Annotated in this window: 23 protein-coding genes; 15 read left to right on the forward strand and 8 right to left on the reverse strand. The window is 53.0% G+C overall.

Annotation, left to right across the window (positions count from 1 at the left end; translation table 11 throughout):
* Positions 1-177: 177 nt before the first annotated feature.
* From NNL35_RS14885 to NNL35_RS14895, 3 genes are all read left to right on the forward strand, one after another.
* Positions 178-1068, forward strand: coding sequence for an ABC transporter ATP-binding protein (locus NNL35_RS14885; RefSeq protein WP_006677604.1), 891 nt, complete (start codon positions 178-180; stop codon positions 1066-1068).
* Positions 1065-1769, forward strand: a complete 705-nt coding sequence (locus NNL35_RS14890) for a hypothetical protein (protein ID WP_006677605.1) — start codon at positions 1065-1067, stop codon at positions 1767-1769. Before NNL35_RS14885 ends, NNL35_RS14890 begins: the two co-directional genes overlap by 4 nt.
* A gap of 119 nt (positions 1770-1888) precedes the next feature.
* Positions 1889-2479, forward strand: a complete 591-nt coding sequence (locus NNL35_RS14895; RefSeq protein WP_006677606.1) for a hypothetical protein — start codon at positions 1889-1891, stop codon at positions 2477-2479.
* Positions 2480-2558: 79 nt separating this feature from the next.
* On the opposite strand, the gene NNL35_RS14900 is transcribed toward NNL35_RS14895, so the two are convergent.
* Both NNL35_RS14900 and NNL35_RS14905 read right to left on the reverse strand, forming a co-directional pair.
* On the reverse strand, positions 2559-3734 hold the full coding sequence (locus NNL35_RS14900) for a GNAT family N-acetyltransferase (protein ID WP_006677607.1): 1176 nt from the start codon (positions 3732-3734) through the stop codon (positions 2559-2561).
* Between the two features lie 148 nt (positions 3735-3882).
* Positions 3883-6096 carry a GH92 family glycosyl hydrolase gene (locus NNL35_RS14905; protein WP_006677608.1) on the reverse strand — a complete coding sequence of 738 codons (2214 nt, stop codon included), beginning with the start codon at positions 6094-6096 and terminating at the stop codon, positions 3883-3885.
* A 171-nt stretch (positions 6097-6267) separates the two neighbouring features.
* On the opposite strand from NNL35_RS14905, the gene NNL35_RS14910 reads away from it, so the two are divergent.
* Entirely contained in the window at positions 6268-7140 is an 873-nt protein-coding gene (locus NNL35_RS14910; RefSeq protein ID WP_006677609.1) for an AraC family transcriptional regulator, read from the forward strand.
* 124 nt (positions 7141-7264) lie between these two features.
* Here the strand turns inward: NNL35_RS14910 and NNL35_RS14915 are convergent, their stop codons facing one another.
* Positions 7265-8107 carry a gluzincin family metallopeptidase gene (locus tag NNL35_RS14915; protein ID WP_006677610.1) on the reverse strand — a complete coding sequence of 281 codons (843 nt, stop codon included), beginning with the start codon at positions 8105-8107 and terminating at the stop codon, positions 7265-7267.
* A gap of 295 nt (positions 8108-8402) precedes the next feature.
* Positions 8403-9443 carry an alpha/beta fold hydrolase gene (locus tag NNL35_RS14920; protein WP_006677611.1) on the reverse strand — a complete coding sequence of 347 codons (1041 nt, stop codon included), beginning with the start codon at positions 9441-9443 and terminating at the stop codon, positions 8403-8405.
* Positions 9444-9910: 467 nt separating this feature from the next.
* On the opposite strand from NNL35_RS14920, the gene NNL35_RS14925 reads away from it, so the two are divergent.
* The gene (locus NNL35_RS14925) at positions 9911-11194 is read left to right on the forward strand and encodes an ankyrin repeat domain-containing protein (protein WP_006677613.1); all 1284 of its coding nucleotides are present in this window, start codon (positions 9911-9913) and stop codon (positions 11192-11194) included.
* 73 nt (positions 11195-11267) lie between these two features.
* Here the strand turns inward: NNL35_RS14925 and NNL35_RS14930 are convergent, their stop codons facing one another.
* Entirely contained in the window at positions 11268-11672 is a 405-nt protein-coding gene (locus tag NNL35_RS14930; protein ID WP_006677614.1) for a GNAT family N-acetyltransferase, read from the reverse strand.
* Between the two features lie 167 nt (positions 11673-11839).
* Here NNL35_RS14930 and NNL35_RS14935 point away from each other — a divergent pair, with 167 nt between their 5' ends.
* The 3 genes from NNL35_RS14935 to NNL35_RS14945 are packed head-to-tail and all read left to right on the forward strand — an operon-like array spanning position 11840 to position 13218.
* Positions 11840-12133 carry a hypothetical protein gene (locus NNL35_RS14935; RefSeq protein WP_006677615.1) on the forward strand — a complete coding sequence of 98 codons (294 nt, stop codon included), beginning with the start codon at positions 11840-11842 and terminating at the stop codon, positions 12131-12133.
* 55 nt (positions 12134-12188) lie between these two features.
* A complete protein-coding gene (locus NNL35_RS14940; protein ID WP_006677616.1) occupies positions 12189-12812 on the forward strand; it encodes a class I SAM-dependent methyltransferase in 624 nt (207 codons plus the stop codon).
* 4 nt (positions 12813-12816) lie between these two features.
* Positions 12817-13218, forward strand: coding sequence for a GNAT family N-acetyltransferase (locus NNL35_RS14945; RefSeq protein WP_006677617.1), 402 nt, complete (start codon positions 12817-12819; stop codon positions 13216-13218).
* Between the two features lie 78 nt (positions 13219-13296).
* Here NNL35_RS14945 and NNL35_RS14950 read toward each other — a convergent pair whose 3' ends face one another.
* Positions 13297-14739: an alpha/beta hydrolase family protein gene (locus NNL35_RS14950; protein ID WP_006677618.1), complete on the reverse strand. Its 1443-nt coding sequence runs from the start codon at positions 14737-14739 to the stop codon at positions 13297-13299.
* A 131-nt stretch (positions 14740-14870) separates the two neighbouring features.
* On the opposite strand from NNL35_RS14950, the gene NNL35_RS14955 reads away from it, so the two are divergent.
* The 5 genes from NNL35_RS14955 (at position 14871) to NNL35_RS14975 (ending at position 18443) form a co-directional block, all read left to right on the forward strand.
* Positions 14871-15581 carry a response regulator transcription factor gene (locus NNL35_RS14955; RefSeq protein WP_006677619.1) on the forward strand — a complete coding sequence of 237 codons (711 nt, stop codon included), beginning with the start codon at positions 14871-14873 and terminating at the stop codon, positions 15579-15581.
* The gene (locus tag NNL35_RS14960) at positions 15578-16981 is read left to right on the forward strand and encodes a sensor histidine kinase (RefSeq protein WP_006677620.1); all 1404 of its coding nucleotides are present in this window, start codon (positions 15578-15580) and stop codon (positions 16979-16981) included. Before NNL35_RS14955 ends, NNL35_RS14960 begins: the two co-directional genes overlap by 4 nt.
* Before the next feature lie 62 nt (positions 16982-17043).
* A complete protein-coding gene (locus NNL35_RS14965; protein WP_006677621.1) occupies positions 17044-17340 on the forward strand; it encodes a hypothetical protein in 297 nt (98 codons plus the stop codon).
* A 21-nt stretch (positions 17341-17361) separates the two neighbouring features.
* The gene (locus tag NNL35_RS14970; RefSeq protein WP_050979437.1) at positions 17362-17859 is read left to right on the forward strand and encodes an alpha/beta fold hydrolase; all 498 of its coding nucleotides are present in this window, start codon (positions 17362-17364) and stop codon (positions 17857-17859) included.
* Positions 17829-18443, forward strand: a complete 615-nt coding sequence (locus NNL35_RS14975) for a GNAT family N-acetyltransferase (protein ID WP_238535364.1) — start codon at positions 17829-17831, stop codon at positions 18441-18443. Before NNL35_RS14970 ends, NNL35_RS14975 begins: the two co-directional genes overlap by 31 nt.
* A 202-nt stretch (positions 18444-18645) precedes the next feature.
* On the opposite strand, the gene NNL35_RS14980 is transcribed toward NNL35_RS14975, so the two are convergent.
* Together NNL35_RS14980 and NNL35_RS14985 are read right to left on the reverse strand one after the other, a co-directional pair.
* Positions 18646-19602 carry an alpha/beta hydrolase gene (locus tag NNL35_RS14980; protein WP_006677624.1) on the reverse strand — a complete coding sequence of 319 codons (957 nt, stop codon included), beginning with the start codon at positions 19600-19602 and terminating at the stop codon, positions 18646-18648.
* A 5-nt stretch (positions 19603-19607) separates the two neighbouring features.
* Positions 19608-20159, reverse strand: coding sequence for a helix-turn-helix domain-containing protein (locus NNL35_RS14985; protein WP_006677625.1), 552 nt, complete (start codon positions 20157-20159; stop codon positions 19608-19610).
* Positions 20160-20435: 276 nt separating this feature from the next.
* Here NNL35_RS14985 and NNL35_RS14990 point away from each other — a divergent pair, with 276 nt between their 5' ends.
* A complete protein-coding gene (locus NNL35_RS14990; RefSeq protein WP_006677626.1) occupies positions 20436-23666 on the forward strand; it encodes a DEAD/DEAH box helicase in 3231 nt (1076 codons plus the stop codon).
* Positions 23667-23755: 89 nt separating this feature from the next.
* Positions 23756-23914 (forward strand): hypothetical protein, encoded by a 159-nt coding sequence (locus NNL35_RS14995; protein WP_006677627.1) that lies wholly within the window; start codon positions 23756-23758, stop codon positions 23912-23914.
* The last annotated feature ends 174 nt before the right edge of the window (positions 23915-24088 follow it).

A 24088-nucleotide genomic window follows, 5' to 3' on the forward strand; every position in this document is an offset into this window, starting at 1 on the left:
CTATAATATCTGCCGGACAGGGCATGGATCGAAGCAGTGCCGCTTCGTCTCCATGCCCTGCTGCCGTTGCAGGAACCGACGTCCTTCAGCCGCCCTCCAGTTGAAAAGGAAGCCTCGCCCAATTAAACTAAAGAGATTGCCAATGCGGTAATTTTATTGGGGGAGGCCGGAGTTATTTTGTTGCAACTGGAAGGAATTGAGAAAGCCTATCATCGCAACTCGGTAGTGAACGGGGCTACCTTCACCGTGCATACCGAGGAAGCCGTCGCCTTGATTGGAGCGAACGGATCCGGCAAGAGCACCCTGCTTCGCATCGCCGCAGGGCTGCTAACGCCAACCGCCGGAGAGGTGAAGTGGAGGGGCGGGCAGGGCAAACCGCGGATTGGCTACGTGCCGGAACGCTTTCCGAAGCTGCGCTTGACGCCTGTGGAATATTTACAGGCCATGGGCCGCATGCAAGGGATGCCGGCAGAGCCGCTGCGCGCGAGAATTGCGGAGCTGTTACGCATATTCCGGATGGAGGAGGCGCAGAACCGGCGCATCGATCGGTTCTCCAAAGGGATGGCGCAGAAGGTCAATCTGATGCAGGCTGTCCTGAACCCGCCGGAATTGCTTATACTGGACGAGCCGCTGTCTGGCCTGGACGCCGATTCGCAGCGCGATCTGGCCGACTGGCTGAAGGGATGGAGAATGCAGGGCATGGCCCTGCTGTTCACCTGCCATGAACCGCTGCTGCTGGAAACGGTGGCCGATCGAATCCTGCTCCTGCAGCAGGGACGGATCGCCCGTGAACTCGGCGTGGAGGAGTGGCTGGAGCCGCGGATGCGGATCGACTTCGCGCTTCCGGACGGATCGGAAGACGCGTTAGAGGCATTGCAGCGCTTCGGTGCCGTGCAAGTGCATGGCGGCGCGCTGCGCATCCATGTCCCCCGCGAGGAGAGCGATGCGGCGCTGCGCGAGATTCTCGCTTCCCGCGGCTCGATTGCCTCGGTAACGTCCGGCGATAGCGACCGGAATATGCTGGCCGAGGCGATGAGAGGAAGCCGGGAAGGGGGCGATCCGAGATGAGAGCGCTCATCGGCTATCTGCTGCGGAATTATACGCGGTCGCATCGTTATTTCCCGCCTTTCGCCGCTTGTCTGTTCATCGTGATGATGAATTATTCGGTGAAGCCGAATCCGGTCATGGAGACGTACGGGAACACCGGAATTTTCATCTATGTGATTGCCGCCTGGGTTGCCTATCAAATGTTCGTAGGGGAGAACCAGGTTCAGGAGCAGCTTTCGATTTTGCATTTGGGCAGCTTTGTCCGGTATCAATGGGGCAAAATTGCAGCCTGCCTTCTTATCATGACAGGGCTTAGCCTGTTCACCGTCCTGTATCCGATCGTGTTCGACAAATTCAATGAACCGGTCGCGCTGCCGCGATTCTTGTATGCCTGGCTTATCCATATGGAATTGGCCGGCCTCGGCATCGCCATTGCCTATTTATGGAGCAGTGCGCTTCGGGTGAAGATGAGCACGGCCATTGCGGGAATACTGCTCCTTATCGCGCTGTCGTCGGCCCAGGGGTCCGTGGCAGAGGCACTGCCTGCGATGGTGAAGCCGCTGCTGTGGCTCCTTCCGCCGGCCCATTCCTCGCTCAGCCTGTTCATGAAGGATGCGGCGCTGTCGGTATACGACAAGGCATGGTACGCTCTATGGCCGCTCCTATACAGCGGAGCTGCATTCAGTCTCATGATTGCAACCGCCCGGCGCCGGCAGGACTGACGGATTGCCATGAATGGCTGAAGGCGAACTGGGATGAATTTCCTTGACGCGGGTGCGGCGCCGTTTATACTTATGGGAAGATAGAAGCAGCAAGCATCACGATCATGGGGGAATAACAGATGAAGAAACAGCTCATCGCCGCAATCATAGCCGGCGCGGCGGTTCTCGGGACAAGCTTGGTTCCGGCAGCCGATGCGGCGGCGAAGACGGCGCAGACAACTCGGGCGAGCCAACCGGCAGTCATCACGCTGGATCAGAAAAACAGCTTCATGATAAGCGGCGTTCATATGGGGATGGGCAAGGGGAAGGCCGAGAAGGTTCTCGGCAAGCCGAAGAAGCTTGTCCGCCTGGACGAGGAAGAGGGGTACTTCGATCTCGAAGCGAGATACGGCAATTTTACGATTTATTACCTGGAACAATCCGTTCAGAGTATGGATGGGATTATCAGCGCTTCGAATCTCAAGAAGTTTCTCAATACATATGAGGGCCCCGTCTACACAGTCGAGGACAACCATTTTGCTTTACCGGACGGCAAAAAGACGATTTTGTTCGTGCGGATAGAAGAGAAAAACTGCGCCATAAATGTATTGCTCCATGACGGCAATTTCGATATGGCCGTGGAGTCGGGCTGGTATCCGGAAGCGAGCAAGCAAGACGTGCTGACCGCCCTTGCCGCTAAAGCGGCCGCCAAAGCCAAAGCAAAGAAATAGGCATCAAGCAAGCCACCTGTCCGCATTGCCGGGAAGGTGGCTTCTCTTATGTCCGGCAAGCCGGATCAACAATTAAGATTTAGAACATATCGTAAAAGAACGGCTGGAGACGGGGAATGAGCCGTTCCAGCTTCGCGACCGCCGCTTCCGAGCCGTGAAGCATGCCAAGCTGATGCAGCTCGTCCGGCCGGCGGTAACTGAAAAGAAGCGTAGTCAGCGCAAGGATAGATAAGCGCAATTCATTGTCCCCGACAGCTTCCGGCCTTGTATGGCGACCGATAATCTTCATTTCGCCGTCCTGGAGCGAGACGCTGAGATTGTTCCATTCCGCGTGCGGATCGTCGATATGGAGGAGGAGCGCTTCGTCCAAGCCCTGCCATTGGAACGGATAGCGGGCAAGGAACGCCTCAGCGTCGACGATGCGTCCCATAACAAGCGGCGTCGCATCTCGCGTAATGCGCGGGTTGCGCAGTGCGAAGTTCAATGGCTCGTCCGGAGCGGCCCACAGTTCCACCTGCTCGACCATCGAATCATGCTGGCAGATGAAATTCCACAGCCCGATGCGGGCTTCTCCGTTCAGCGGAACGAATTCCTTCACCTTCATGCGCGAATCCTTCACTTCATACATCATATAGCCTTGCGGGTTCTTGCCTTCGTCATAATAGACGGCGGCGAACATATTCCCATAGACCGCATGCAGCCAGCGGTCGGTGGTGCGCTTCAGCATGCCCGCATGCCGCTGGGCAAATTGATCGTACACCTGCTCCAGATCTTCGGAATGGTTCGCTTTCGAATAGCGGCGTATGATGCCGCCGGGTGCAGGCTGCAGCGGGACGAGATCCGATTTGGCATAGACGCTGCGGCAGTAATCGGTGATCAGTTCCCAGCCATATTTGCGGTAAAAGGATACGGAGAACGGATGCAGCATGGATATGGTCTGCCCAGCCTCCTTCATGACGGCAAGCAGATGAGTCAGCAGCCCTTTGACATAGCCTTGGCGGCGGTATTCAGGATAGGTGGCAACGCTGCCGATTCCGCCCATGCGGAATGCCTCGCCTTCCAGATAGATGTCGAAGGGGATGAGATGCGCCTTGGCGGCCACCTCGCCGTCCTCCACGACGCCGAAGATGCGATGCTGCTTGAGTCGCTCGAATCTCGCTTCCCGTTCCTGTTCCGGCACCTGATATTGAAATGCGTATTCCGACAGGCGGATGGCTTCCGGGAAATGGGCTTCGGTCAATTGAATGATATTCATCGTATCTCCTCCTTGTCATTCCATTATGATCCAGGGCATGGAAGGAATGCAAGCGCGAAGTAAGCGGTTCCGGCATTCCGGCATCGAAAAAAGGAGCCTTCCGAGTCGGTTCGGACAGGCTCCTCTGTTACTCTTCACTATGTTGGGCTCAGGCTTGCTTCGACATCGAATACGGAAGCGCCGGTTCGTCGTAGTTGTCTGCGCCAGGCGCGTCGGTCATCTCGAAGGAGAGCGTGCCGCCGGCCTTCATTTGATCATGCGTCACATACAGCTTCTCGACCGGAGCTCCGTTCAGTTGGACGCCGGCCACGTATTTGTTCGCGGCCGAGTTGTTCCCGGCTTCGATGACCAGCTTCGTGCCGTCTTCGAGGTGAACGGTCATCCGCTGGAACAGCGGCGTGCCGAGCACATATTCCGGAACCCCCGGGCTGAGCGGATAGAAGCCCATCGCGCCGAAGACGTACCAGCCGGACAAGCTGCCGTTGTCCTCGTCGCCGGGAAGTCCGTCCGGACGGGCGCTGAACAGCTCATCCATCGTCTTGCGCACCCAATGCTGCGTCAAGGACGGATAGCCGAGCGCCGCATAGATGTACGGGAAGTGGAAGCTAGGCTGATTGCTGATGGCGAACTGGCCGAAATCAATCGCCGCCAGCTCCGACATCTCGTGAATCTCGAAGCCGTACGAGCCGACCTTGAACTCCGGCTTCGCCGCGAACAGCGCATCGAGCTGGCGCTTGCACGCTTCGCGTCCGCCCATCAGGTCGGCCAGACCGCGCAGATCGTGCTGGACGGCCCAGCTGCTCTGGTAGGCGCCGCCCTCGGTATACGGTCCGCCCCACATCGTTGGATCGAACGGCTCCAGCCAGCTGCCGTCCTGGAGCTTGCCGCGCATGAAGCCGACGGACGGATCGAACAGGTGCGCATAGTTTTTCGCGCGCTCCATGAGCTGCCCGTATTCCTCCTCGCGGCCAAGATGCTTCGCGATCTGGGCGATGCAGAAGTCGCCGTAGACGTAATCGAGCGTATTGCACACGCTCTCGTGCGTATGGATATCGGCAGGCATATAGTTGTATTTCAAATATTCGCCCATGCCTTTGCGTCCGTAGCGGTTGTCGCTGGATACGGTCATCGCATGCTTGAGCAAGCCTTCGAACGCCGTCTCGACGTCGAAGCCGGTATTGCCCTTGACGACGGCATCAGCGAAGGAGACGTCGATGAGCGTGCCCGGCATCATGCTCCGCTCGCCAGGAGAAGCCCACTTCGGCATCCAGCCGGCTTCCTTATAGGCATTGACCCAACCCTGCATCATCTCGTTCACGAATGAAGGATAGAGCAGGTTGTAGAGCGGGAACGAGGTGCGGTACGTATCCCAGAAGCCGATGTCCGCGAAGAGCGGCCCTTCTTCGATCTTGCCGTTGTACGGGCTGTAATGAATCTGCTTCCCGTTCGCGTCATATTCATGGATCGCATGCGGATACAGGCTGGTCCGGTACAAGCAGGTGTAGAACGTGTCGAGACGTTCCGTATCTTCGCTCTCGACTTCAATGACGCGAAGCTGCTTTTCCCATGTCTCGGTCGCCAGGCTTCTGACTTCGTCGAAGGAGCGGCCGCCGATCTCGCGCTCCAGGTTGATGCGCGCCTGCTCCTCGCTGATGAACGAGGTGCTGACGCGGACATGAACGGTTCCGTGCTCCGGAACGTCGAGCCCGACATACGCGCCGATGCGCTCGCCCGTCTCGGACAGGCTGCCGATCGGCTTGTTTTCCTGATCGGACAAGCCGCTGGCATCGGCCAGGACCGGACAATCGAACGCCATGACGAAGTGCATGCGATAGTTGTCCGGCGTGCCGCCGGCCTTGGCCGTCGTATAGCCGCTCAGCGTTCGCTTGTCCGGATCGATCGTCATCGACGCTTCGCCAGGGAACGTCGACAGGATGAACCGCGCGCCGTCGCGGCGGTCGAACGTCAGGCGGATGCTCGCGCAGCGCGCGGTTGGAGCCAGCTCCATGGTCGTCTCGTAGCGGAGCAGGCGAACCTTGAAGTAGTCCGGCTTCACGACCATGTCCTGGCGGCGGAACGAGGAAGAGCGCTCCGGCGCCCATACTTTGAGCGGACCGGTCTGCGGCATCATCGTCATATGGCCGTAGTCGCCGATCCAAGGGCTTGGCTGGTGAGTAAGCCGGATCCCTTCCAGCCGGTTATGATGCGGGCTGAAGTACCAGCCGCCTGCGGCTTCATTCGTTTGCGGGCTCCAGGCGTTCATGCCCCAAGGCATCGAGACGAGCGGCAGCGTATTCCCGTTCGAATACGGGTAGACCGAGTCCGTGCCTTGCAGCGGATGGACATGCTTGAGTAAGCTCATGTGTATATTCGCTCCTTCGGAATGAATGTTATATTAAATATGGCTATCATAATTATTGTAGAGCGAAATGTTATAAATCACCTATCATTATTTTATAACATCTCTCATTTTTAATGATAAAATGGGCTTAATGCGATCTTCGCACACATTCTGGTGAAAAGAGGGATCGGGATGTTCCCGGATAATCTGCATGGCGACGAGGAGATTCATGGCGAATTTCCGTTCACGCTGAAGATACATCGGCTGAAGGGCACCGTGCCGGCCCATGTTCATCATTTTATCGAGTATACGTATGCGATCCAGGGGAGAGGGACGGAGCGGATCAATGGCGTCGAGAAGGAGCTGGCTCCCGGCACCTTCACTTTACTGTTTCCCCATCAGGTGCATGAAATAGACATTCCGCCCGGGGAGGAACTCGTTCTCTATGTCGGGGCGATCGGGCTGAAGGCGTTTTTCGGGGCGGGGGATTCATTCCTGACCTTGCACCGCCTGTTGAAGGATGCGGAGAACGATGACAATTCGACCTACAAGCTGGACGATTACACCGCAGGCGAGATGCTCCCGCTTCTGCATCAAATGTATGACGAGATCCGGGAGGCGAAGCCGTGGAGCCGCACCATGTTCCTGGCGAAGCTGACCCAGCTCTTCGTCCTGTTCGAGCGCTATCGTCTGGAGCGGTTGGAGCGCTGTCAGGAGGGCTATTCGGGCATGCAGCGCCGGGGGATGTGGGAAGTGATTCATTATGTATATCAAAATTTCAAGGAAGACATCACCCTGGAAATGCTGGCCGAGCGCTTCAGTTACAGCGTGCCGTATATTAGCGCAGCCTTCAAGCAGGCTGTCGGCGAAAACTATTATTCCTTCCTGGAGCGGAACCGGACTGCCCATGCCTGCAACCTGCTGATCGGCACGGACATGAAGATTACCGATGTCGCTTATGAGGCCGGCTTCAAGTCGTATCCGACCTTCGTGCGCGTCTTCCAGGCCCGGATGGGCATGTCTCCGAGCGCCTACCGCAAGCGCGAATATATCGCGCTGACATGACCGCGGCGGGTATCCAGGCCAGAAGCGGAAGGGCGACGGAAGACAAGGGGATGAATACAGAGATATAGACGCGCGCTCGATCATGACAACGGCTATTCCTGAACCGAATAGCTGTTTTTTATCCCTAAATTAACTTTTGAAGTTGCTTCTTCATCATTTCCTTAAATTCGAGTGTCTCCCAAAGCGTTAACACTTCTTCTATTCCTAAAAGTTCTACTAAATTAACAACAATTCGGTAACCAAGATAATAACCTAATCGCATATACATAAAGTGATTGCCGCCGTTTATCGAAAACCACTCTTTAAAAAATGGTCCATATTCTATTCTATTTTCTAAATCCTCCAAAAATTTTTGGGCAATCCTTGATTCATTTTCTTGTGCGAATCGTATCCATTTTTTATCTTCTTCAAATGCAAAATATTCATCTATATCTGCTTGAACTATTTTTGTAGATAAATAAGTTGCAATTCCTTCTTGTAAAAGCCAAGTGTGTGGATTGATCCAATCTACTTCATCCCAAGAAATTTGATTCATATCGTTATATAAATGATGTGTTGCATGACCAAATTCATGAGCAATGATAAGTTGGATATATTTTTCATGATATGGTAACTTTTCTAAACAGAAAGCGACTTCGGGATTATACTGGCGATATGTATAAGCATTACTACCATATAAACCTACAAGCAAACGCACATCTTTTGTGAATTTAATAGGAAACATGGATTCATAAGCATTTGTTATTTTAGGAATGTTCTCCAGGAATAAATCCCGCATCGGTAACATATCTTGTAATTTTGCAGGATGTAAATCGATTGCCTTTTGCTTCTTTTCTTCAACATGTAAACAGTGATATTTAAAATATTCCTTGTAATCGTTTTCATATTTGCTGTAGTATTCATTTAGATAATCTAAAGATGCTTCATAGTTTTTTACAAATGGCTCTACCACATCGATTATTTTCATTTTTACTTTTCTCCCTTTAGTACATGTCCTGTCCCTAGCTAAAGAAACTTATTTCTTCTTTCATTATAGATTCTTATTCTACAAATATTCCCAAAAACCTTCGATAAGTATCGGGCATGGGCTGACCTCGGTAATCGTGCAGCTCCAAGCGTTGCCTTATATGTTGCAGGCGAATGCCGGGGAAGCGATGAATCTGATGATTCGCTTGATACAGATACGCAACCGGATCGTGCAATGAAGAAGCCTGCATCGCCTGGTATCCATCCAGGCTTTGCAGGCTTCGCTGTTGGCAAGGCTAAGATCCTTGCCGTGTGCGGTTTTGGATAACACTTTTAATCGCATCTATGACTAAGTCCGGCTCGTCATGCATGACCATATGACCGCTTCTTTCCGCCACAATCAGCTCGCTATCGGTGGAGAGCCGCAGCATGTCCTGCTGCTGCGCTTGCCAAATGTCTTCCAGCTTCTTGCTGGCTTCGGCTGACATCCCGAATGCGGTGGCGTCGTTCGGGATCCCGTGTGTAATGATTTTGACGGGGAGGGAATCAAGGTGCTGGTTCCGAAGAGCTTCTTCGACCTGCGCCAATCGCAGATCTTCCTCTTCAGCCGTATCCAGGAAGCGGGATGAAGCCTCTACATTGACGAATAAGGTTCTTTCTTTTTCCGGCATTTGGGCTAACAACGAATTTTGAAATAGCCGAAGGCCTCCTGACATTTTCAATAGCTTGATGACCGATTTGGAGGGCATTCCCGCCGTAGCCGAGTCAACTCCTTCGTTCTCAAAAATCGGATCGGTCTCCCTGGAATAGTTCTCAGGCCGGGCATCCAGCAAGACCAGCCCTTCCACCTCATCCTTGTACTTCTCGGCGAATAATCGGGAATACAACCCGCCCACGGAATGACCCACCAGAATGTAAGGGCCGCGGATCCCTTCCTGTTCCAATGCGCTGTGCAGTTCCTGCACAATGTTGTCTCCGGAACGTTCGGTGCGTGCTGGATCACTCCAGGCATAACCGGCACGATCATAGCGTACGACAGTGGCGAATTCAGCCAGCTTCTCCGGTATGTCTCTCCAGATTAAGCTGGATTCCCTGCTGCCCGCCTCCAGCAAAACGACAGGCGACCCGGAACCGATCTTATCCACATGCAAGCGAAATCCGCCGACATCGACAAGCTTGCCTGGCGGAGCATAATTTTTTTTAGCTTGTTGGGCGGCTATATATTCATATACAAATCCGGAACCGATCAGAAGCACCACGCAAGATATAAAAGCGAGCAGTACCTTCGCCCAAGTTTTCTTTTTGCTATTTCTGACTCTTACAACGGGTTGATTCATGTCGCGACAATTCCTCCAATAGATCGTATAGTAGGGTAAGTATTCATTGTATCTGGTGTTCCAATATTAACCAATGGGCTAATGGCTTGTCTGACACTGGACTTAAGTCCAGGAAGCAAGGAGAGACATGTTTGTACAGGGGGCTCACCATGATAATTATTAGGAGACGTGACATGCCTGTGGCTTTTTTATCGGCCCGAACACCAAAATATTGCCGAGCTGTTGCTGCGGGTTAGAGGATTGGAGTGAAGTGTACGAGTCGGTAAAAAATCGAACCAGCCTTTGGCTTGGACATGATCCGAGTCCGGGAATCACGTATCATGACCAGGCTGCCAGGGTCTGGGCGGATGATCCCGCATCGATGACGGAAGGAACGGAGCAAGGCACGTTTTTTATCGATTACAAATATGAACTGGTTCCTTGCATCGTTATGAGTCGTTAATTTGCGATCAGTTGAGGTGATGGAGATGGATGCCAAGCAAGAACCGCTCTATGAATTTCTTGCTGCCGCCATAAGCGGAAATGAGGAACAAGCCCGGGCCATCCTGGCGGCAAATCGACAGCTTCCCAAGTCAAGCATTTATGCGGCAGCAGCTGCAGGCGAGGCCGACATCATTCAAGACATGCTTATACAGGACGCCTCTCTCGCCACAGAGCCGGGAGGACCGGAACAGTGGGAACCGCTGCTGTATTTGTGCTTCTCCTGCTTGCTTGCCGATCCGCAGTGTAATGAACGGTTCGCGCAGTCGGCCAAGGTGCTGCTTGATTATGGCGCGAATGCCAACGCATTCATCGTACCGAAGGATGATCCCTGCGAACGCAAGCTGAGTGCCTTGTACGGCGCAGCGGGAGTCGCCGGGAATGCGGCCGTGGCGCAAGTGCTGCTCGAAGCCGGCGCTGACCCGAATGATGGCGAGTCGCTGTATCATGCGGCTGAAGCGTCCGGACATGAATGCCTGGAGCTGTTATATCGATACGGAGCGGACGTGAACGCGACGCCTGCTTTATTCCGGAAGCTCGATTTCGAAGATGTGGATGGAGTGCAATGGTTCGTCGATCATGGAGCGGATCTGAATCTGACGCTGGGGGATAACGGCACGCCGCTTCATTGGGCTGTAGTGCGGGGGCGGTCATGTTCGATTGTTGAGCTGCTGCTCAACCATGGGGCACCGGTAAATGCCAGGAGGGCCGATGGGAAAACGGCGTACATGCTTGCCGTTCGTTACGGGCAGCAGGAGCTTGCAGACACGTTGGCCAGACATGGGGCCTGGACTGACGTTGATCCTATCGACCGTCTTTTTGGATCGTATGCCGTTGCCGACAAGCAAGCTGTGCTGGGCATGCTCAACAATGAACCGTCTCTGCTTGCGTCTCTGTCCGATGATGACAAGATGATGCTCCTGGAATTTGCCGAGTTAGATAAGGCCGAAGCGGTGAAGCTGATGCTGGAGACCGGCTTCGACAGTTCGATCCGGAGAGAAGAGGGAGCGGCGCTGCATATCGCCGCATGGCATGGACATATCGGCACGGTCCGGGCTCTTATTATGTATGGCGCATCCCTGAAGCTCACGAACAGCTATGGCGGCACGCCGCTGGAGAGCGCGATTCATGGCTCCATCCATTCCTTGCGCACTGGAGGCCATGCCGCCGTGGTCGAAGCATTGATTCAAGCGGGAGCCGCAGTGCCAGGGAAGGCGGAAGGAAGCCGAGATGTGCGGCAAGTGTTATGCAGGTATGGCGCTTCGGCATAAACAACCAGTTGAGTAGTTGAACACAAAAAAAAACGCTTGGACAGATTTCCAAGCGTTTTTCACTACTATTTTTTCAGCATCCAGATTGTCTATTATAGTTCCTCAAAATCATGCCACTGGTCTTCGTCATTCCGAACTTGTCATAATAAGGAACTAAGTCAGCGTCACAACATAAATCAATCATATAGATGTCATCCAATTCGGTTAGCATCCGATTTACTAATTCCTTGCCTATGCCTTTATTTTTGTATGCTGGTAAAACTTCAAGCAATGGAATGTAGGCAGATAGAATTCCATCGCTTATGGCTGTAATAAATCCAACCACTTGCTTCGCAGTATCATCAAGCGCAAGAATCACTTTACTGCTTTGCCTGAGTAGTCTTAAGTGAGTGTCTGGAGTCGGCGGATTCGGCCAATCCACAAAAAAGCCCTGTAACATATCAGAAGTAATACCATCAAGCGAGTTCTTGTATATCATAAATATATCAGCTCCTAATCCATATTCGCTATTAGAAGATGATAGCTATCAAAAGTAAAGTAACAAAATAGGACCTCCAAGCATGTAAGGAATTCTAGTAGTTATTCGACGCGCATTTCAAAATCCCTTCCTGGCAGCCATGCTAATGGATTCAGGAGGCTGAAGGCATGCATTTCCAATATGAAGTGGACTATCAGTTGCTTGAGCGGCATAATTCGGCTATGGAATTTATACTATTGACAGTGGAAGTTCGCATTCCTGATGATGAACCGGGATTCCGGCATTTTGTAGCGGGAGTCAAGGCAGAGTACTTGCTAAGAGCCGATGCAGAGGTTACATATAGCGGCGGCACCATTTATGTGAAAGAGAATGAAGTTCTGAATGCCGGGCAAGCGAGTGAACTATTCAATACTTCGTTCAAAATAAGCAAATTCCGCTGGACTATGCTGTTCGGGATATAACCAACATGTTTTGGACCTATGATGAGGCATTTATTAATCTATAAGTGAGGAAGCGATGGAGAAGCAGAAGTTAATTCAAATTTTCGACAGGCAGGCCAACCATTACGATAAGAAAAGAGAAGGCTCGAAAGTAAAGCAATGGCGTCAGCAGCTTATAGGCGATGCGAAGGGCGAAGTGCTTGAGCTGGCCGTAGGGGCAGGTGCGAATTTCCCATTCTATCCTCCCGGCGTCAAGGTTACCGCAGCCGACTTCAGCGCGGCGATGCTGGAGAAGGCAGAGCGGGCCGCCCGGGAGCATCGCCTTGATGCCCGGTTTATCTGGGCGGATATTGAAGAGATGGACTTTGCCGCGCATTCATTCGATACGGTCGTGTCTACGCTATCCATGTGCAGCTATGACCAACCGCGCATGGTGCTGGACATGATCGCGCGCTGGTGCAGACCGGACGGATTGATTCTGCTCATGGAGCATGGAATCAGCTCTAATCGCGCCTTATCCGCAGTCCAGAGAGCACTGAATCCGCTGCTGTATCGCACCTTTGGTTGTCATCATACTAGAGATATTCAAGGGCTGGTACGGCAAGCGGGCCTTGACCTCGTGAGAACGGACAGCTATTGGCTTGACATGGTTCAGCTGATCTGGGCGCGGCCCAGAGCGCTGAGGGGAACTGGAGGATAATATGATGACTATTCGATATACGAAGGAAGCTCCGAGCGACCTTGAGTTATTTCAACTGTATGAAGATTTGGGTTGGAACGATTTCTTGAAGCTGCCCAAGGAGAGCTTGTATCAAGCTATTCTTCAAAGCGGGTTTGCAATGCATGCGTATGATGGGGAGCGATTGGTTGGCACGGGGAGAGTCGTCACAGATGGATTCATTCATGCCTATCTGTGCGGAGTCGGGGTTCATCCTGATTATCAACAGCGGGGGATAGGCAGCGAAATCATTCGCCGCTTGGGCAGCATTTGCAGTGAAGCCGGTCTGCATGTCCAGCTATTCTGTTCATCAGAGAAGACTTCGTACTATGAGAGATTCGGCTTTGAAACATTTGCGATCGGCATGATGATGCGGCAGCGGCGCTGATCCGGTGCTTGACATGATACAACGAGGATGGAGGGGCTGCCGGTATACGGCAGCCCAAACTTTTTTCAGCAAATAAGGTTATTCGTCGTTCACTGTAAAATTCACTTCCGGGTATTGGGCAGCCAATTCGGCAAGGGCGGACCCGGATTGCTTCACATATTGATCGAAAAAGGCAAGGCTGAACCCGTTCACGATGCGGTGAACTTGCCGCGGATCTTCGCCCCGGCTTCGCAGCAGCGGGGAGAACAAGTGGAAGTCGGTATAGCTCATATGGTCCGTATCCGGAATAATCAAGGACATGCCTCCCCCTGCAAGCGCGCGCTCTCTCCTGCGCACGGTCTCGTTCCAGGAAGCTTCATACTCTTCCCGCGTTTTCCCTGACTGCGCGATCGCTTTGTCCAGCAGCAGGTCATACTGGGCCTTATCCACGCTCTTGTCCGCATTCATGATCAATAGCGGCTTCCCAATCCCGCTTGCGGAAGCAGTCTGTCCATATAAGGTGCCGTCCATATTAATGGCCGCCTTCACACGCGAATCCTGCATCAGCATCTGCACCGCGGCGGCACCGCCATAGGAATGACCGAACATTCCGATTCTCGCGGTATCGATCCGGCCGGTAAAGCGGCCGTCCGTATCGCTTCGGTTGAGCTGTTCCACTTGATCAAGCACGAAGGAGACGTCATCCGTCCAGAGCTTGATATGGTTGTCCAAATCGGCGAATCCAGATAGATTAGCGAACCGAATCAAGGCCGCGCGCCCGTCCGGAAAGACGGTGGCCGCGGCGTCGAAGGTGTGATCGATGCCGATCACGATATAGCCGTGACTTGCCAATTCCTCCACTTGGAATGTGTTCTGATTACGGAACCCGGTCAGTCCGTGTGAAAAAATGAGCACGGGGTAACGCTCTTCCGCCCCCGACAGCTTCGCATCCGGCTGAGCATGCGTTTGAACCTGCCCCAGATGACTGAGCGCAAAAGCCGGGATCGATAATGCTTTTTCCAACCCTGCGGTAATCTCGGGCACATCTCGGAGATAAGGAACCGGCGCAAGCCGGGCGTCCAGCTCTGCCGGATACCATATCTGAACCATCAGCTCGCGGCGGTCATCCTGCTCCAATGTGTACGTTTCCTCCCGTTCCGCATCCGTCCAATGGTATAGCGTCGTGCCGACCGCATATGGCCCTGTCGGCGCCTCGAATGCAAATATAGGCATAAGCGCAGGCAGCGTCACGGATGCCGTCATATAGACCGTCAGGAGCGCCGCGCGCCGCGTCAGACCCGGCCGGGTTCGCTCTCTTCGGGCCCGCTTGGTCATTAGCAAAGCCGCCGTCAGGACGACAGGCGACGCATACGCCGGGATCATCTGCCAGCGCGCTCCCTCGGCGACAAGCTGGATCGCGACCGCTCCGAAGGCGGCGGCCAAGGCCAGCGCGGCGTACCGTCTTATGGTCTGCGGGGCGAACAGAAGCCAGCCCAGTAGTCCAAAATTGATCGCGATTAATCCAATTTCCCACAATCTCATTGTCTGTTTCCTCCGGTTCTCATGGTGTATATTTGATTGTAGCCTGCCAACCTGTAGGCAACCTGTCCTCAATCTTATATAATCCTTACAGAGCAACGTTCGGTGCAATTATTGGGTACGGAGGAACGATTATGAGCAAAACGATTTTGATCGCGGATGACGAGCCGGAAATTGTCGAGCTGCTGCGGGTATTTTTGGAGAGGGATCGGTTCCGGGTCATTGAAGCCGCAGACGGCCGGGAAGCCTGGGATCTCATGCGGGCGCATCCCGTGGATCTGGCGATTCTCGACATTATGATGCCTCATATCGACGGCTTCGAGCTGATCGGGAAAATACGGGCGGAGTACAACATTCCGGTTATCGTTCTCTCTGCCAAAAACCGGGAAATCGATAAAGTGAAAGGGCTGTCCCTCGGGGCCGATGACTTTATCTCAAAGCCGTTCAGCCCGATCGAGGCGATGGCGCGGATTCATGCGCACATCCGCCGATCTTACGAATTGAATGACGCGTTTGCGCACCGCGGCACAGCGCAAACCGTGCTCGGTCCGCTGGCGCTGGATCATAACGAGTGCGTCCTGTACAAGCGCGGCGCCGAGATTCCGCTCGGCCCGCTTGAATATAAATTGTTGAAGCTGTTCATGGAATCGCCGGGGCGCATTTTTACGAAAAAGCAATTGTTCGAATCGGTATGGGGAGAAGCCTATATGGAGGACGACAATGCCGTCATGGTGCAGATTAGCAGACTGCGGGACAAAATTGAGGATCAGCCGCGAAGCCCCGAATATATCATCACAATCAAAGGCTTGGGCTATAAATTTAATAAAAAGGAATTCATCCAGTGAGAAAGAACAAAATTTATAACGCGCTCATCCGCAATTATACGATTTTTTCGCTAATATTGGGCATTATCTTCTCTTGTGTCTATCTGTACTTGTACTTGCAGAGCAATGACATCAAGAGCGATACGGTTCAGAAGGTTCAAGCGGGCGTATTGGCACGGCCTGATTACACGGCTATTGAGTCCGATGAAGTGGAATCCTTCGGCGGTTGGATCGAGGTGCTGGACGAAAATCTGAAGGTCGTATATACGAAGGGGACGGTTCATAGGGAAGTGCGTCAATATACAGAAAAGCAATTGATTGAACTGATGTATGACGATGCGTCTTCCTCCGAGCCGGTATACCGTTCGCTTGCTCCCTTTACGACTGGGGAAGGCAAGCCCTATCATCTGCTGGTCCATATACCGGAGAAGTATTTGACGCAGAAAATCGCCTTCGTACACGAAACGCCGAAGCAAAGGGAGCAATTTATCCGGCTGATAGCGCAGGGGCTGTGCATTTTCCTGGCTATCTTCGTGCTCAATGTCTGGCTGTACAGCCGCTGGACCGCCCGCAAAATTACCAATCCGCTCATCGCCATCGCGGATGGAATCCGGCATGTGACGGAAAGCCGCTATGAGAAGCGTCTCGAATTGAAAGCGTACGATGAATTGATGCAGATTCAGGGAGATTTCAATCGAATGGCGGAGCGGCTGGAACGGACGGAGCGGGAAAAACGCCAACTGGAGGAGAGCCGGCAGCGGATGCTGCTCGATATCTCCCACGATCTGAAGACTCCGATCACGACGATCCAAGGCTACGCCGAAGCTCTTCGCTTCGGAATTGTCGAGGATAAGGACAGCCAGAGGAAGTATCTTCAATGGATTCATGATAAATCTATCCTGCTTGCGGAATTGGTCCAGACCTTCTTCGAGCTTGCCAAGCTGGAAAGTCCCGATTATCCGATGAACGAACAGCGAGGGGACCTGGCGGAATGTGTCCGCACGCTGGCCGCGCAATTATACGATTCATTCGAGCAGAAGCAGTTCGGACTCGAATTGGATATTCCCGGGCGCAAGGTGGAGTGCATGTATGATGCGACGCTGCTGTATCGCGCACTCTCCAATATCCTGATGAACGCGCTGCGTCACAACCCGCCCGGCACAATGGTGCGAATTCGATTGCGGGATAAGCTGAACCAGGTTGTCATTCAGATCGAGGATAACGGCGTCGGCATCCCGGAGTCGCTCCAGGACACTATATTCGAACCATTTACGCGCGGGGATCAGGCGCGCAGAAGCGACGGCGGGGCCGGTCTGGGCCTGTCCATTGCCAAGCAAATCATCGACAAGCATGGAGGTACGATTCTCCTTGACGAATTTGAGGGATGGACTCGATTTTGGATTACGATGCCTAAGATGTAAGAGGCTGAAGGCGATGTATTTTCAATGGCTGAGGAGAAGCCGCAAGCGGAAGGAGGAGGCCTATGCCCCAACATGCTCCATCCGGGCTGGCCTATCGCATTTACCCCGAGCCCGATGGAACGATCTATTACGAATCCGATCTAATACATGCAGATATCGTAGAAACACTATTTGATTACTGCCAGATCGGGGAAGCCATCATCATGGAGGAAGGATGGCAGTTCTTGATTCGGCAGCACGGCATTCCATCTTTGTTCGATATGAATACGAAGAGCGGTTGGTTTGACTGCGAAAATGTAGAAGAATTCGTTGCCTGGATCGAAGCGTATAGAGAAGACATTAGCAAAGCTGGAGGGTAAAGTACGCCCGATAATTCTGCGATGATGTGGATATACCATATTGAACAGCTATCCGGGAGATTCTATGTGATCGCGATAGACGCGATTGGCGGCTCCGGCAAGAGCGAGCCGAATGAACGGTATGCCAATGAATTCGATCAGACGGCTTGGCTTGATGAATTGTTGGATGCTATGAAGATTGAAGCTGCGTGCGTGGCCGGGGTATCCTACGGGGCTTATCTCGCCTATCATTATGCGATATGGAGACCGGCCAGAGTAACGAAGATCGTGTGTATGGCGGGGAGAGTGGCGAGCAGTCAGTTCGAAGTAATGAGCAAGATGATGCACTGGTATTATCTGCTCAAGCATTTCAATAACAGATCGATGATGAAGCATGCTATCACGATCTTTACCGATGAGCAGCTGGAATCGATTCGCGAGAAAGCGTTATTTCTTATCGGAGAACGAGATATTTTGAGCAATAATCACGAGCAGCCGGAAGAAGTGAATTGGGAGATTATCAGCTACTTGCTGGCATAGCGCTATTCATGAGGGATAAGCTGATCAATATAAGAAAAAGCCGTCTTTTATTATCATCAAGGCGAAGAAAAGCAGGGAAAGCGCGCCAGCGACTTGACGAAAAAGAAAGGAGACTGATGGTGAAGCAGAGCGATAACAGCCGCTTTCGAATCATTGAGATCAACGAAGCGATTCAGGAGAGGGCCATAGAGATTATTTTAGAAGGATTGGAGGAACGATTTGGCTTCCTGGATCGAACATTGAATCCCGACTTGCGGGATATTCAACATAATTACATAGACAAAGGATATATGTTCCTCGTCGCCATGCTCGATGCGGAACCAATTGGCACCGGCGCATTAGTAGAAGAGACAGAAGGCACGGGAAGAATCGTCCGCATGTCCGTCTCGAAGCCTTATCGAAGAAATGGATATGCCCATATGATCCTATCTGAACTGGAACGAAAGGCAGTGGAGCAAGGAATGAGACGCCTCGTTCTGGAGACGAATAAAGAATGGCATAGCGCGATCCAATTCTATACAGCTAATGGTTATGAGCAATATGCGATAGATGATAGACGAGCGCATATGGAAAAATGGATATGAACAAGCAGACCCGGCGCTGCAGGCGGAGGCCGCAAAAAGTGGAATTCCCTATCCAGATCGTTTTGCTGCAGGACATGGGAGAATACCTGCTAACCTGGATACATAAAAAAGGTGCCTGCGCTTGGGAACGATGGGTGCGGAATCGCCCGGCAGATGGAGGAGCGGATACCGGTTGGAAGGGTATCCAGCTCCCTTGCTGCTGCTAAATGAACTTATATTTGCGCAGCCACTGATCCAGGAGCCCGATGAACTCCGCGTCGATTGGATCAGCGATCGATTTTTTATACTCTTTTACCAACCCTAGCATTGTATGGGGGGTGTCATATTTACGCAGAACATGATTCATCTGCGGCACGATATGCCATTCGGCCTCGCCCTTGACGGATTCTGCGAACATTTTTGCGTGCTCCGGCGGGGCTTGAATGTCGTTCGATCCCGTGATGGCCAAGAGAGGGCAGGACACTTCCTTCATATACTCCGCAGGGTTCAGAGCGGCATGCTCCTGAAACCATTTGGCGCAAAATTTTGTACCTTTAAATTTGAATGTTGGCGTCGCGGAGGACAGAACTTGTTCCATAAAAGCAGCGTTTTGTTTTTTGGATTTTTCCGATATTTTTAGCAAACGAAACAGAAACCCCTTGATCCCTTTTACAGTCTCCAATTCTTGCAGCGCCTGTGCCGACTGACGCGGCATGGTGTCATGCACCAAATTATCGAAGGCGCCGGCGATCAGCATCAATCCCTGCACCGGCTGGCTCGCATGTACGACGGGTGCGATTATCGCCCCTTCGCTATGTCCCAATATGACAATTCGATTCGGATCGACTTCTGGCCGGGACTGCAGGAAGCGAACGCAAGCTGTGCTGTCCTCCACCAGATCCCAGAAGCCGGTTTCATAAAAATTTCCCCCGCTTGCATGTGTGCCGCGCTTGTCGTAGCGCAGCGTTACCAACCCCATTTTTCCCAACGCGTCCGCCAGGTCTTTGTAAATATTCATGTTGAGACCGCTCCCGTTGCCGTTTCGATCACTTTCTCCCGTCCCGGAAATCAGTAAAATCGCGGGGGCAGGTTGAACCGTTCCACACGGCACCGACAACGTTCCTGCCAATGGAAAAGCGCTGTCGATCGTTACATCGATTTCAATACAATTTGCGTTCATGCCGTCTATTCTCCCTCGCTTTTATTGTCCGCTTCCGGAATGATGACGAGCGAAATCGTTCGGCGCCGTCTCCCCGGAGCGGGGCCGTGCTCCATTGCTTTTTGCAGCGCCTCCTGAAAAGGGGCTATCACTTCTTCGAATTCATCGTCACTCAAATACAGGGAGCATTGACGGTAACCGACGCCGTCTTGAGCCATATCGATATCGGGTTGTTCTAAATATTGAGAAAAATCATGGATCAGACTGGAAACGAACGTAGTGAAAAACCGCATATGGTCATCTTTTGTTATATTTTCAAGGTCGGCTTCCGTTATGTTCACTCCTTCCTGAGACAACGCGTATACTTTTTCCACCACGCCGCGAACCTGATACTGATCGACGACAATCAGCACCTCTGCTTCGGCTAATTTGTGGAGATGACGATAGAGCGTAGCCTGTGGAACTTCGGGCAGCAGCTCGTGCAATTGCGAGGCGGTGGCCCGTTGTTGACGCATGACGTTCAGAATGATCTTCATTCTTACCGGATGCAGGATCAAATCCGCTTTATTCTTTTTCATATGGATTACCGCCTATGATCAATTATTATCATTTTTGATTACATTCTCAATTATGATAATATAGTTCGTCTTTATGGATGTCAAGGCTCCAGTATCCTTGGGTTGATAAATGGAGGAGGCAAGCAAGGTCGGCAAGCTGTTGATGAGATGCGGGGCATGCTGAACAGAGGCTGGAAAAACAGTTGAAACTCCATTATGATCGAACGGTAAGCGAGTTCGGGGCCGTTACAAATGAGCAATTAGGACGAAAATGGCAGAGACAGGAGGGGCAGTTGCTTGGGCTTTCAACTGGATGATCAGATGATTCGACTGCTGTGCGGCCTGTTCTCCTATGAGGACGGGGAAGTCTTGTTCCATTCGCACAAAGTGAGGATAGCAAGGGAAAAGGAATCGGATACGCCGCGTTACGAAGCATCGATCGAAGAGGATGATCGCATCCTTCAGGTTACCGTTGCGTTCCCGGATGGGGAAGAGATGAAGGCGGCATGCACTTGTCCGGCATTTCATCCCGAGGACCAATACTGCGAACATATTGCCGCCGCGCTGATGGCTATTCTCGATGGACAACTCGCGGACGAGGCGCCGGAGCGGGACCAGTACGGCAGGCTGAATGGAGCCGAGGATGCCGGGGAGCGGATTTTGAAGCTGTTCGACGAGAAGCCGCTTCGTCCAACCGAAGCCCGCCCTCTATTCGATCCAAGGGAAGTGCTTGATGTGGAATTCATATGCAAGCCCGTGCCCTGCAGGGATGAGAAATACAGGTTCGGAGTAGAACTGAGAATCGGGCCGCGCCGGTTATACAAGGTTCAACATGTAGAGGAATTGCTCCGGCGAATCGAGCATCGCGAAGCGTGCAAGGTCTCCAGATATTTTACGTACGACCCGGAGCTCCACAGCTTCCGTCAACAAAATAATGCGATCCTCCAGCTTCTTATCCGGATGCTCGACAGTGACCTAAGGTATACAGAGGCAACACATGATTCCGAACGGTTGCTGGTCATTCATTCTTCCGCGTGGGAAGAGCTTCTTCCCTTGCTCGCCGCGGCTCCAGCAGTTAAGGTGATGCAAGGCGGCAGCAGCTTCGATGGAATCGTCGTCGCGGACGGACCGCTCCCGCTTCTCTTCGGCTTCGATCAGTCGCCGATGAGGGAGCAAGGGTACGAGCTGGACATAGCAGGTCTGGAACGGGTTATCCCGATGACGGCATATGGATGTGCGCTGTCCGAAGGGAAGCTGTGGAACCTTCCGCAGGAGCAGCTGAAGCGTCTCGCTGATCTGCAGCGGATCGTCGACGCAACCCATAGCAGCCGGATTGCGATTAAGCCGGAGCAAGCAGAGCCATTTATGGAGAAGGTCATCCCGGGCTTGATCAAGCTGGGCCAAGTCCGCATCAGCCAATCCGTCTCCGATCAAATGGTGCGCACGCCGCTTGTCGCCAAGCTGTACCTCGATCGGGTCAAGGATCGCCTCCTTGCCGGATTGGAGTTCCATTATGGCACGATGGTCATCAATCCGCTGGAGGGGAGAGGGCAGATGAGCGGCGAGGGCCGGATTCTGCTCCGGGACGGCGAGAAGGAGCGGCGGATTCTGGAGCTGCTGGAGCGCAATTCCTTCGTGAAGACGGAGGGCGGCTTTTTTCTGGCCGATGAAGAGCAGGAGTTCGACTTCCTCCATCATGTGATGCCTGAACTGGAGAAGCTTGTCCACGTATTCGCGACCACGGCGGTAAAGCTGAGGCTGTATCCCGGTTCTGTTCGCCCGGCCGTAAAGGTAGAGGTCGATGAGCGCACCGATTGGCTGGAGTTCCAGTTCGAGATGGACGGGATTCCGGAATCGGAGATACGCCGCATTATCCAGTCTCTCGAAGAAAAACGCAAATACCATCGGCTTCCCAACGGCGCGCTGCTGCCGCTCGATCGCGCCGAGCTTCAAGAAATCATCGCCTTCCTTAATGATGCGGGCATACGGCAGGAGCATATTCAAGGAACGAGGCTGCGGCTGCCGGTTGCCCGCGGACTTCAATGGATGGATACGGTGCACACAGGAAATGCGATCCGTTTCGGCAAAGGGTTCCGCAAGCTGTTGGAGCATCTGCGGAATCCCGACCATCTGGAATTCCCCATTCCCGCTTCGATTGCTCCGATTTTGCGCGAGTATCAGCAGTATGGGTTTCAATGGCTGAAGACACTTGCCCATTATCGCTTCGGCGGCATATTGGCGGATGAGATGGGATTGGGCAAGACGATACAGAGCATTGCCTTCGTGCTCTCTGTGCTGCCGGACATCCGGGAAGCCCGCATGCCGGCTCTTATTGTGTGCCCGGCCTCTCTGATGTACAACTGGCGCAATGAGCTGAACCGATTCGCGCCCGAGCTTCGCGTCGCCATTGCGGATGGAAGCAAGGAAGAGAGAAGCTGCATCGTGCGCGATGCATCCCGCACCGATGTCATCATCACCTCGTATCCTCTGCTGCGCCAGGATATCGGGCAGATTGCGGGAACGAGGTTCCATACGCTGATATTGGACGAGGCCCAGGCGTTCAAAAACTATGCCACCCTGACGGCCCAAGCCGTTAAGGCGATTCAGGCCCGGCATCGCTTCGCTCTGACGGGAACTCCTGTGGAGAACCGGTTGGAGGAACTGTGGTCGATCTGCGAAGTTATTTTTCCCGGCCTGTTCCCGGGGAGACGGGAATTCAACGAGCTCTCACGGGATGCCGTGGCGAGGAGGGTGCGCCCCTTCCTGCTGCGCCGAATGAAGTCCGACGTGCTGAAGGAACTGCCGGAGAAGATTGAATCCCTGCAAGCGTCGCAGCTGCTGCCGGAGCAGAAGAAGCTCTACGTCGCTTATCTGGCGGAGCTGCGGCAGGAAACGGTGAAGCATCTGCGCACGGGAGGCTTCCGGAAGAACCGGATCAAAATATTGGCGGGCTTGACCCGGCTGCGCCAGCTCTGCTGCCATCCCGCCTTGTTTGTTGAAGGGTATGCCGGCAGCTCGGCGAAGTTCGAACAATTGCTGGACATGATAGCGGAGTTCCGGAGCGCAGGCAGGCGCATCCTTGTCTTCTCCCAATTCACGGAGATGCTCGGCCTGATCGCGCGGGAGCTGGGCAAACATGGCGTGCGGTATTTCTACCTGGACGGCCAGACGCCTGCCCGCGAACGAGTCGAGCTCTGCGGCCGATTCAACCAGGGGGAGCGTGATCTGTTTCTTCTCTCGCTGAAGGCGGGAGGAACGGGATTGAACCTGACCGGAGCGGACACGATCATTCTGTATGATCTGTGGTGGAATCCAGCGGTAGAGCAACAGGCAGCCGATCGGGCCCACCGGATAGGGCAGAAGAACGTCGTTCAAGTCATTCGTCTCGTGACGCAAGGCACGATTGAAGAGAAGATGCATGAGCTCCAGCAGAAAAAAATGAACTTGATTCAAGAAGTGCTTGAACCGAATCAGGAAGGATTCTCCGCCATAACGGAGGAGGAAATCCGGGAGCTGCTTATGATTTGATGCGTCCAAGCAGAGTAAGGATATATGGCATCCTGACAAGACGAAAAACAAATGATAAGCTGGAACAAATGGATCAAGGAAGGTGGACTATGCTTAATGAAGGCTATTTCGTTGGCTGGGGGACGTTGGCTCTGATCAACGCCGGATTGGCTCAGGGGAAGAACCGAAGCGGCTTGAACTGGTTCTTGCTGTCTTTGCTGCTTGGCCCGATCGCTACCTTATGCATCGTGCTGTCGGATAAAAAGTAATTATGATTCATCCGGGCCGCAGAGGGAGCGTATTCATCCGTTTCGATCACATTTGCTATTGAATTCCAGATGGATCCTGCGATACAATAGAGGCAATATAATGAGAGGGTGAGCGAAAGCCAATGATCTACTAATCCTATCCGCCGCAGAATGAAGAATGCGAAGTGCTATGGA

The organism is Paenibacillus dendritiformis (assembly GCF_945605565.1).
Classification (GTDB): domain Bacteria; phylum Bacillota; class Bacilli; order Paenibacillales; family Paenibacillaceae; genus Paenibacillus_B; species Paenibacillus_B dendritiformis_A.

What these genes read in the sequence shown, in the direction of transcription:
- NNL35_RS14930 (WP_006677614.1), bottom strand. Translation starts at nt 11,672, where the DNA reads ATGATATACAAGAACTCGCTTGATGGTATTACTTCTGATATGTTACAG.
- NNL35_RS14915 (WP_006677610.1), bottom strand. Translation starts at nt 8,107, where the DNA reads ATGAAAATAATCGATGTGGTAGAGCCATTTGTAAAAAACTATGAAGCA.
- NNL35_RS14935 (WP_006677615.1), top strand. Translation starts at nt 11,840, where the DNA reads ATGCATTTCCAATATGAAGTGGACTATCAGTTGCTTGAGCGGCATAAT.
- NNL35_RS14940 (WP_006677616.1), top strand. Translation starts at nt 12,189, where the DNA reads ATGGAGAAGCAGAAGTTAATTCAAATTTTCGACAGGCAGGCCAACCAT.
- NNL35_RS14895 (WP_006677606.1), top strand. Translation starts at nt 1,889, where the DNA reads ATGAAGAAACAGCTCATCGCCGCAATCATAGCCGGCGCGGCGGTTCTC.
- NNL35_RS14920 (WP_006677611.1), bottom strand. Translation starts at nt 9,443, where the DNA reads ATGAATCAACCCGTTGTAAGAGTCAGAAATAGCAAAAAGAAAACTTGG.
- NNL35_RS14905 (WP_006677608.1), bottom strand. Translation starts at nt 6,096, where the DNA reads ATGAGCTTACTCAAGCATGTCCATCCGCTGCAAGGCACGGACTCGGTC.
- NNL35_RS14980 (WP_006677624.1), bottom strand. Translation starts at nt 19,602, where the DNA reads ATGAACGCAAATTGTATTGAAATCGATGTAACGATCGACAGCGCTTTT.
- NNL35_RS14945 (WP_006677617.1), top strand. Translation starts at nt 12,817, where the DNA reads ATGACTATTCGATATACGAAGGAAGCTCCGAGCGACCTTGAGTTATTT.
- NNL35_RS14970 (WP_050979437.1), top strand. Translation starts at nt 17,362, where the DNA reads ATGATGTGGATATACCATATTGAACAGCTATCCGGGAGATTCTATGTG.
- NNL35_RS14950 (WP_006677618.1), bottom strand. Translation starts at nt 14,739, where the DNA reads ATGAGATTGTGGGAAATTGGATTAATCGCGATCAATTTTGGACTACTG.
- NNL35_RS14995 (WP_006677627.1), top strand. Translation starts at nt 23,756, where the DNA reads ATGCTTAATGAAGGCTATTTCGTTGGCTGGGGGACGTTGGCTCTGATC.
- NNL35_RS14925 (WP_006677613.1), top strand. Translation starts at nt 9,911, where the DNA reads ATGGATGCCAAGCAAGAACCGCTCTATGAATTTCTTGCTGCCGCCATA.
- NNL35_RS14965 (WP_006677621.1), top strand. Translation starts at nt 17,044, where the DNA reads ATGCCCCAACATGCTCCATCCGGGCTGGCCTATCGCATTTACCCCGAG.
- NNL35_RS14900 (WP_006677607.1), bottom strand. Translation starts at nt 3,734, where the DNA reads ATGAATATCATTCAATTGACCGAAGCCCATTTCCCGGAAGCCATCCGC.
- NNL35_RS14890 (WP_006677605.1), top strand. Translation starts at nt 1,065, where the DNA reads ATGAGAGCGCTCATCGGCTATCTGCTGCGGAATTATACGCGGTCGCAT.
- NNL35_RS14955 (WP_006677619.1), top strand. Translation starts at nt 14,871, where the DNA reads ATGAGCAAAACGATTTTGATCGCGGATGACGAGCCGGAAATTGTCGAG.
- NNL35_RS14910 (WP_006677609.1), top strand. Translation starts at nt 6,268, where the DNA reads ATGTTCCCGGATAATCTGCATGGCGACGAGGAGATTCATGGCGAATTT.
- NNL35_RS14985 (WP_006677625.1), bottom strand. Translation starts at nt 20,159, where the DNA reads ATGAAAAAGAATAAAGCGGATTTGATCCTGCATCCGGTAAGAATGAAG.